The sequence below is a fragment of the Micromonospora sp. NPDC047753 genome (assembly GCF_040642735.1).
Lineage (GTDB): Bacteria > Actinomycetota > Actinomycetes > Mycobacteriales > Micromonosporaceae > Micromonospora.
Window position 1 is genome coordinate 1 of sequence record NZ_JBEYSL010000350.1, and the last position, 7,497, is coordinate 7,497.

Annotated in this window: 10 protein-coding genes; 5 read left to right on the forward strand and 5 right to left on the reverse strand. The window is 68.2% G+C overall.

Annotated features, from left to right (window positions below; translation table 11 throughout):
- The first annotated feature begins 51 nt into the window (after positions 1–51).
- Positions 52–858, forward strand: coding sequence for a hypothetical protein (locus tag ABZ749_RS24920; RefSeq protein ID WP_357231785.1), 807 nt, complete (start codon positions 52–54; stop codon positions 856–858).
- A gap of 391 nt (positions 859–1,249) precedes the next feature.
- Here the strand turns inward: ABZ749_RS24920 and ABZ749_RS24925 are convergent, their stop codons facing one another.
- The 3 genes from ABZ749_RS24925 to ychF are packed head-to-tail and all read right to left on the reverse strand — an operon-like array spanning position 1,250 to position 3,685.
- The gene (locus ABZ749_RS24925) at positions 1,250–1,849 is read right to left on the reverse strand and encodes a hypothetical protein (RefSeq protein ID WP_357231788.1); all 600 of its coding nucleotides are present in this window, start codon (positions 1,847–1,849) and stop codon (positions 1,250–1,252) included.
- A 2-nt stretch (positions 1,850–1,851) separates the two neighbouring features.
- On the reverse strand, positions 1,852–2,574 hold the full coding sequence (locus ABZ749_RS24930; RefSeq protein ID WP_357231791.1) for a TIGR02391 family protein: 723 nt from the start codon (positions 2,572–2,574) through the stop codon (positions 1,852–1,854).
- A gap of 25 nt (positions 2,575–2,599) precedes the next feature.
- Entirely contained in the window at positions 2,600–3,685 is a 1,086-nt protein-coding gene (gene ychF, locus ABZ749_RS24935; RefSeq protein ID WP_357231795.1) for a redox-regulated ATPase YchF, read from the reverse strand.
- Between the two features lie 143 nt (positions 3,686–3,828).
- Here ychF and ABZ749_RS24940 point away from each other — a divergent pair, with 143 nt between their 5' ends.
- Positions 3,829–4,398 carry an exonuclease gene (locus ABZ749_RS24940; RefSeq protein ID WP_357231798.1) on the forward strand — a complete coding sequence of 190 codons (570 nt, stop codon included), beginning with the start codon at positions 3,829–3,831 and terminating at the stop codon, positions 4,396–4,398.
- 3 nt (positions 4,399–4,401) lie between these two features.
- Here ABZ749_RS24940 and ABZ749_RS24945 read toward each other — a convergent pair whose 3' ends face one another.
- Both ABZ749_RS24945 and ABZ749_RS24950 read right to left on the reverse strand, forming a co-directional pair.
- Positions 4,402–5,136, reverse strand: coding sequence for a peptidase E (locus tag ABZ749_RS24945; RefSeq protein ID WP_357231801.1), 735 nt, complete (start codon positions 5,134–5,136; stop codon positions 4,402–4,404).
- A 114-nt stretch (positions 5,137–5,250) separates the two neighbouring features.
- Positions 5,251–5,754, reverse strand: coding sequence for a hypothetical protein (locus ABZ749_RS24950; protein ID WP_357231804.1), 504 nt, complete (start codon positions 5,752–5,754; stop codon positions 5,251–5,253).
- A 139-nt stretch (positions 5,755–5,893) separates the two neighbouring features.
- On the opposite strand from ABZ749_RS24950, the gene ABZ749_RS24955 reads away from it, so the two are divergent.
- From ABZ749_RS24955 to ABZ749_RS24965, 3 genes are all read left to right on the forward strand, one after another.
- Positions 5,894–6,403, forward strand: coding sequence for a SigE family RNA polymerase sigma factor (locus tag ABZ749_RS24955; RefSeq protein WP_112583752.1), 510 nt, complete (start codon positions 5,894–5,896; stop codon positions 6,401–6,403).
- Positions 6,400–6,918 carry a hypothetical protein gene (locus ABZ749_RS24960; protein WP_357231807.1) on the forward strand — a complete coding sequence of 173 codons (519 nt, stop codon included), beginning with the start codon at positions 6,400–6,402 and terminating at the stop codon, positions 6,916–6,918. Before ABZ749_RS24955 ends, ABZ749_RS24960 begins: the two co-directional genes overlap by 4 nt.
- A 288-nt stretch (positions 6,919–7,206) precedes the next feature.
- Positions 7,207–7,497 (forward strand): FAD-dependent oxidoreductase (locus ABZ749_RS24965; protein ID WP_357231810.1); only part of this gene is annotated, 291 nt, incomplete at its 3' end.

Genomic DNA, 7,497 nt, shown 5'->3' on the forward strand with positions numbered 1-7,497 from the left:
TACCCGAGTCGCCCTTGCTGATCAACTTGTGCTGCAATGCATAGTTGAAGCATGGAGGCCTTTGAAGCGCTGACGTTCGGCAAGAGCAGTCCACCCGCACAAAAGATCGTCCGCAGACGGCGCACACTTTTCCTTCTGCCGATTGTCGTGACCGCCTTTGTTAGCATTCTGCTTCTTTGGGAGATAGTGCGCCAAAACCTCCCAGCCGGCATGACCAGCCACTGGCCCTGGAAGTTAAGGGTGCTCGATCTTCAATCTGCCGCCACCATCGTAACGGTTTTCTTTTTGTACTTGGTTACTCGGGCACAATACGCTCAGACTGTTCGCCCGGCAATCGGGTGGGGCATTAATCTCGCGGAATCCGAGGAAGCGGCCTTCCCCTTCAGCCATGAAGACAACGTCCTAAGGTTATCGATCTTCAATGCGGCTGCAAATCTCGCGATCGTGCGATCCGTCGAATATCGAATAGCCTTTAGCGGAAGCGAAAATCCATCATGGATTGGCTACGATAAGCTACGAAGCTCTTTATCGACCGTGGGCCTATTAAGCCATATTGACTACTTCCTTTACTTCGTCGGCGAGGGCTACCCCCTTGGAACAGGAACCGCAGAACGACCCTCGACTGGCGGCACAATTAAAGTAGACGCACTTCTCAAGTTCCGAGTCTTTGACTTGAAGATCCAAGTCATCGACGCCGTAGGCGACGTCCACGAGCGCATATTGCCCTGCCGCGATGTGTTTGACCCTGGCATCCTTGACCTGATATCAGCACGACAAAAGATGCGACTGCCACCTCACCGATCAGCTATACGCCGGCTCATAGATCGCTTCTTTTGGGCGCAAAACACGAACGTCTAACATTGGTCCCACCTATACAGGTATCCAATCCCCGGTCGCACCGCTGTTCAAGGCCCTCGGTGATCCGATCCGGTCGGCCGCCGCCCAGGTTGGTGGCCGAGGCCCTGTCCCCACCGCGCGGCCGTCCAGCCGCGAAGCTGGGGAGGTCAGCGGTCAGGCCCAGGAGCGTGTCCTGGATCGAGCGGCGCTGGTCCTCAATGCCGTGCCGGAAGCCCTTCATCACGCGCTACGATCCGACGCCGGTGCTCGTTGACTCAGCGGCGCTGTCTCACCAAGCGGCGCGTCCTGGGCGGCTCCAGGTAGGGCGACTGAGCCGCCGGAAGTTGATCCCGCCCGACCAGCCGAACGATGGGTAACGACGTCCGACTGACGCTGCCTGCAACGAACGCGATCAGCGGGGAAGTGCGCGGCGCGCGGCTCTACGGCGTTGGATCTGCCACCACCTGACCGATTGGGGATCTTCGACGGCGACCCGCAACAAGGGCAACGCCGCGTTCCGGATGTCGGTCGTCGCGCGGCGGAGGCGGCCGAGGTACTCAAAAGCCTCTGTCACAGCCTCGGAATCAGACTTACGCCTCTTGTCGATAACGGGACCCATCATCTGATCCGACATGGTGAGCCATAGATCGTGGAAGACGTGCACCGACCGCTGAAGGTGCGGGTCACCGACTAGTCCCAGGAGGTGCTTCAGTTCCCTAGTGACCGCGTACCGGAGTTCACCGGACCGCTTGGCAATCTCGCTGTTGCTCAGCTCCATCATGTCGTGGTCGGCGGCCTTCCACATCACCACGATCACGATGTCCATGTGGGAGGCCCACTCATCGGCGTTGATCAGGAACTCAACGATGTGGCTCCGGAGCTCGGCCCGGCGCTTGTCGGCGCGCTCCATAGCCGCCGTCCGGCGTTGATGGTGCTGTGTCACCACCACGCCCCCGAGCGCACCGGCGATGGTGCCAACGGCCGTGATGATCTGCGGAACGTAGTCAGCCAACTTCAGACCCGCTTGATGGTTGCCTGATCTACCCACCGGGCGAGGAGGCTGAATGCCGCCAACTGCTCAAGGGCAAGTTGCTCCTCACCGCCGTCTGCAGGAGGCGGAGTGTGCATACCGGGGTTCCGGATCGCCGCGTACAACCCTTCAGCGAACGCCCTGGCTCCTCGGTGGAGACTCTTGTACGTGTCGCTGCCGTCATCCGGCTTCAGCCTGAGCCGAGGCGCATCGGGTTTCGGCTCGTCTAACGAGAACGCCTCGTTGAACAGCTTGGTCTCCGAGACATCCACCCGCCCGATCTTGGCCTGGGTTTCGGAGTTGATGCGAATGGCAGCCTGCATGACGGCCTGGTGATAGTGGCCGTTGTTCCAGAAAGACCGACCGCTTTCCCACGCCCAGGGGTGCAGATTCCCCGCCCCCATGTCCGGAGCGTTGTCCCCGAGCTTCTCGGCAAGCTCCGCCGAACGCTTCAACGCGGCCTTACCCCGGGATGCCTGGTCGCGCAGCCACCGATACTCAACGTCCTTGGCCGGACGGTCCCTGCTCCAACCGGGAAGAGCCCGATCAAGGATCTGCTCGACAACGTGCGCCCGCTCTGACGCTTCTGTCTGAGGGCCACGCATGAACACGCCCAGGACGTTCGGATGCCTTGACGGGACCCGTTCCGTCACATGTAGGAACTTGTCGATCTCCGCAATCGCCCAAGCGGTGTCTAGCTTTGCCACGCTGCCTTGCTCCTACTTCTTAGCCTCAGACGTTGAAGCGGAACTCCACCACGTCGCCGTCCTGCATGACGTACTCCTTGCCCTCGATGCGGACCTTGCCCGCCGCCTTGGCCGCCGCCATCGAACCGTGCTCGACCAGGTCCTGGTAGGAGACCACCTCGGCCTTGATGAAGCCGCGCTGGAAGTCGCTGTGGATCACACCCGCGGCCTCCGGCGCGGTGGCGCCGACCGGGACGGTCCAGGCGCGCGCTTCCTTGGGGCCGGCCGTGAGGTACGTCTGGAGGCCGAGGGTGCGGAAGCCGACCCGGACGAGCTGGTTGAGGCCGGGCTCGTTCTGCCCGATCGACTCCAGCAGCTCGCGGGCCTCGTCCTCGGGCAGGTCCACCAGCTCAGATTCGATCTTGGCGTCCATGAAGATGGCCTCGGCGGGGGCGACCAGGGCGCGCAGCTCGTCGAGGAACGTCTCGTTGGCCAGCTCGGCCTCGTCGACGTTGAAGACGTACAGGAAGGGCTTGGTGGTGAGCAGGTGCAGCTCGCGCAGGTGCTCCAGCTCGATCTTGGCGGCAGCGGCCCCGGAGTAGAGCGTGGTGCCACCGTCGAGCACCTCGATCGCGGCCTTCGCGGCGGCGACAGCGGCGGCCCGGTCCTTGCGGAGCTTGGCCTCCTTCTCCAACCGGGGCAGCGCCTTGTCCAGGGTCTGCAGGTCGGCGAGGATCAGCTCGGTGTTGATCGTCTCGATGTCGTCGGCCGGGGAGACCTTGCCGTCGACGTGCACCACGTTCGGGTCGGAGAAGGCCCGGACGACCTGGCAGATCGCCGAGGCGTCCCGGATGTTGGCCAGGAAGGCGTTGCCCCGGCCCTGCCCCTTCGACGCGCCGCGGACCAGGCCGGCGATGTCGACGAACGACACCGGCGCCGGCAGCACCTTCTGCGAGGAGAAGATCTCGGCCAGCTTGCCCAGCCGCTCGTCGGGCAGCCCGACCACGCCGACGTTGGGCTCGATGGTGGCGAACGGGTAGTTCGCCGCCAGCACGTCGTTCTTGGTCAACGCGTTGAACAGCGTGCTCTTGCCGACGTTGGGCAGGCCGACGATGCCGATGGTGAGACTCACGACGGGCCAGCTTACGCCGGTCCCGGCCGGGCCGGTCCACGCGGCTCCGATTCGTCGCCGCGCCGCTGGTCGATCGTCGCTCCCACCACGCCCCGTCAGGCGTTGCTAGTCTCCCGGTTCGACGTTCCGCTGCTGGAGGTGGGATGACCTCGACGTTGCCCGAGCTGTACATCGCCGTCGATGTGGAGGCGGACGGGCCGATCCCCGGGCCGTACAGCATGATCTCGCTGGGCATGGCCGTGGCCGGCCGCCCGGACCTCACCTTCTACACCGAGCTGCGTCCCATCTCCGACGAGTTCGTCCCGGCGGCGTTGGCCGTCTCCGGCCTGGACCGGGACCGGCTGCTGCGGGAGGCACCCACCGCGCAGGAGGCGATGTCCGCCGCGGCGGCCTGGGTCGACGGGCTGCGCCGGGTCGGCCGTCCGGTCTTCCTCGCCGCCCCGGCCGTCTGGGACGGCATGTTCGTGCACTGGTACTTCGTCCGCTTCGTCGGGCACAGCCCGTTCGGTGCGACCGGCTCCGGTGTTGATCTCCGCAGCTACTGGATGGGGTTGACCGGCAGCGACTGGGCCCGGACCCGCCAGGACACGATCAAGCACGAGTTGGGCCTGCACGACATGCCGCACACGCACCACGCCGGGGAGGACGCCGCCGAGCTGGCCCAGGTCTTCGACGCGGTGCTGCGCAGCCGACAGCCGGTCGAGGAGGCGTGAGGCTCAGCCGAGCCGGCGGGGGGCGATGACCGCCTCCCGGACGCTGCCGTCCGCGCCGCGGCTGACCTCGTACGCCGAGGCGCCCTCGCGGTCCGCGATTGCCTCGACCAGCTGGGTGCCGCGGTAGACCAGGCCGACGCCGTCGTCGGTGCAGTGGCTGGTGGGGAGCGTGCCGTCACCGACCAGCTCGTGCATCAACGGGCGGCGCTGGCCCTCGCTGTCGTAGTGCACCCCGTTGCCGTACGGCAGCCAGGCCAGGCCCTCGGTGAAGCCGCGCAGTCGGGGGCCGAAGCTGTCGGTGGCACCGCCGACATGCCAGCAGATCGAGCCGGCGGAGACGCCGGCCAGCACCACGCCGGCCTGCCAGCACTCGTGCAGGATCTCGTCGAGCCCGTGCACCCGCCACACCGCGACCAGGTTGGCCACGCTGCCGCCGCCGACCCAGATCACGTCCTGGGCGAGCAGGTGGGCGCGGACGTCCTCGACGTTCGGCATCGGGAACAGGGCGAGGTGTGACAGCCGGAACCGGGTGTCGGCGAACGCGCCGTAGACGGCGGTCAGCGAGGTGGGCTGGTCGCCGACGGCCTGCCCGAGGTAGCAGACCCGCGGCTGCGGACCGGCTTCGGCCAACTCGGCCGCCAGCTCGAAGACCGGGCTGGGGCGCAGGTCGTACGGCCCGCGGTCGCCCCGGAAGAAGCCCATGCTGGTGGCGATGATGGTCGGTTCGCTGGCGGGCATCGGAGCGTCCTTCCGTCGAGGGCGGTGCGGCGTCCATCCTGCCGTAGCCGGTCTCCGGTGCGCTCGGTGTGGGGCCGACCGCCAGCCGCGGGTGGCGGTCGGACCCCGCCATGATCAACTAGACTGGTCGGGCCGCCGCTGGCGGGGCACCTCGACCTCGGGCCAGTGACCCAGGGCCCGACGGTCGGCCAGGGGCAGTTGCCCGGCGGCGGCGCGGGGCAGTGTGAACCGGTCGGCGGCGGCCGGACCGGCCGAGACCGACTCGCGCAGCATCCAACGCACCTCGTCGGCCGTCCAGCCCAGCCCAGGCCGCGCGGCGATCTCGCGGATCAACCGCCGGCCAACGCTCGTGTCGTCGTCGTAGAAGCGCATGCACCAGTGGTGCGTCCACATCCCGAGGGCCCGCAGGCCCGCGTCGTCGAGTGAGCCGGCCAACCGGCCGCAGGCCGTGTCGGGGAAGCTCTGCTCGCGGTCGCCCGCCCGGTCCCGTTCGATGGCGCCCACGGCGGCCGGCGCGACGGCCCGCATCCGGCGGTAGAAGGACTGCGCCACCGCGCGGGGCAGCGGCGGAAACGCACCCGGTGTCGACGCCGCCGCCCAACCCGCCACGCTCGTCATCCGCCGCACCCCTTCTTCAGTTGGTGGCCGGACGCTACCCGGCACGACCGACACTTTCGGGCCGAAAAACCCCACCGATCGTGGATAGCGACGATGACCTGGGGCGTCTGTATCTGTGACAACGAAACGGGGGTGGTGGGTGGACGAGGACGAGCGCGCGCGGCTGGCCGAGTTCGTCGGCAGCCGGACTCCGGCGCTGATGCGGGTCGCGTACCTGCTGACCGGGGACCGCAACGCCGCCGAGGACCTGTTCCAGTCGGCGTTGGCGCGGACCATCCCGAAGTGGGGAACCATTCGGCACGCCGACCCCGAGGGCTACCTGCGCGTGGTGATGTACCGCGAGCAGATCAGCTGGTGGCGGCGACTTCGCCGGTGGCGGGAGACACCGCTCAACCCGGCGGACGAACCGGTCGGCGGCGACCCGAGCGGCGGCTCCGACGTGCGGTTGGCGATGCGGGCCGCGCTGCGCCACCTGCCACCGACGCAGCGGGCGGTGGTGGTCCTGCGCTACTACGAGGACCTCCCCGAAGCCCGGGTGGCCGAGTTGCTGGGCTGCTCGGTGGGGACCGTGCGCAGCCGTACCCATCGAGCGGTGAAGCGACTGCGCGACCTGCTGCCGGACGTCGACATGCTGGAGGTACGGCGATGACCGAACCCTTCGAGCACCTCATCCGCTCCACCCTCACCGACCTGGCCGAGGAGGCACCGATCGTGCATGACCAGTTGAGCCGAGCGGAACGGCGGGTGCGCAACAGACGTCGCGCCACGGTGGCAGTGGGGGCGGTGAGCACCCTGGCGGCGATCCTGATCGCCACTCCGCTCGCCCTCGCCGCGACCGGCTCGGACGGGCCTCCCCCGGCCGTGCCCAGTCCGGCCGGTCCGGCGGCCGTGCCCAGCCCACCCGTACCAACCCCGTCCGCGCCCGCCGCGGTGCCGACTGTCGAGCCGAGCCCCGGTGGCGCGGACGCGAATCCCTCTGGCCCGCCCGGCGTACCGGAACGGCCGACGGTCTCGCCGACCCCGTCGACTCCGCCGGGCGTGCCAGGCAAGCCGGGGGCACCGGGTGTGCCGGCCGGACCGACCGCCTCACCAAGCCCGTCGAATCCGCCGGGCCCGCCCGGCGTGCCGGGCCGACCGACGGTGTCGCCGACCCCGTTGCGCTGACCAGGACCGGTCCGGTCGGTGGTTTCCTCGCGCCGGCCGGACCGGCCGTCCCAGCGTCATCGCCGATCACGGTGGCGCCGGGCACGCCACTGGCCTCCCGAGCCGGGGGCGGGGAACCGGTCCGAGATTCCGGTCACCCTCTCGCGCCACTCCCCGGTCCCGGCGAGCGTCACGCCCCGCGGTGACCAGCGGACACCGGTCCACCGAATTTGTCGAGGCCGGCATGCCCGCTCATCCTTGGGCCATGACCGATCCCGGACGCCCGACGCGCCAGCTGCGGGGGCGACGATGAGCACCGCCATGGCCCGGGTGCCCGACTCCCTCCGGGGGCAGATCGTCACGCCCGGCGACCGTCGGTACGCGCAACTGCGCTCGACGTACACCAGGTCGGCGTCACCGGCCGCGGTCCTGCTGCCGAAGACGACCGCGCAGGTGGTCGACGCGCTGCGCTACGCGCGGGAGCAGCGGCTGCCCATCGCGGTCCGCAGCGGCGGGCACGGCCTCTCCGGAGCCTCGTCCAACAACGGTGGGGTCGTCATCGACCTGTCCATGCTCAACAGGGTTCAGGTGATCGACGAG